At 52.0% G+C, this 244-nt stretch carries 1 protein-coding gene; it reads right to left on the reverse strand.

What is annotated here, in order from left to right:
* On the reverse strand, positions 1 to 244 hold a 244-nt coding region (locus tag ACX9YW_RS23480), incomplete at both ends, for an FAD-binding protein (RefSeq protein WP_460351205.1).

The following is a 244-nucleotide window of genomic DNA, read 5'->3' on the forward strand; positions in this document are numbered from 1 at the left end:
TGTTCGGGAGCTTTTTTCACCACCTGTTCCACCGCATTGCGGTCGGATAGCCAGTCACCGGCTATCATTGTGTCGTTGATGTGTTTGTCGAAATCGTCAACCTCAAGGTTAGTGACGCTTGCGATACCACCCTGAGCGAAATAGGTGTTTGCCTCATCGAGGGTGGTTTTGCAGATTATAGCCACGCGTCCTTTTTTGGCGGCTTTTAGAGCGAAGCTCATTCCGGCGATGCCGGAGCCGATCA

The sequence above is a fragment of the Pseudoneobacillus rhizolycopersici genome (assembly GCF_054786815.1).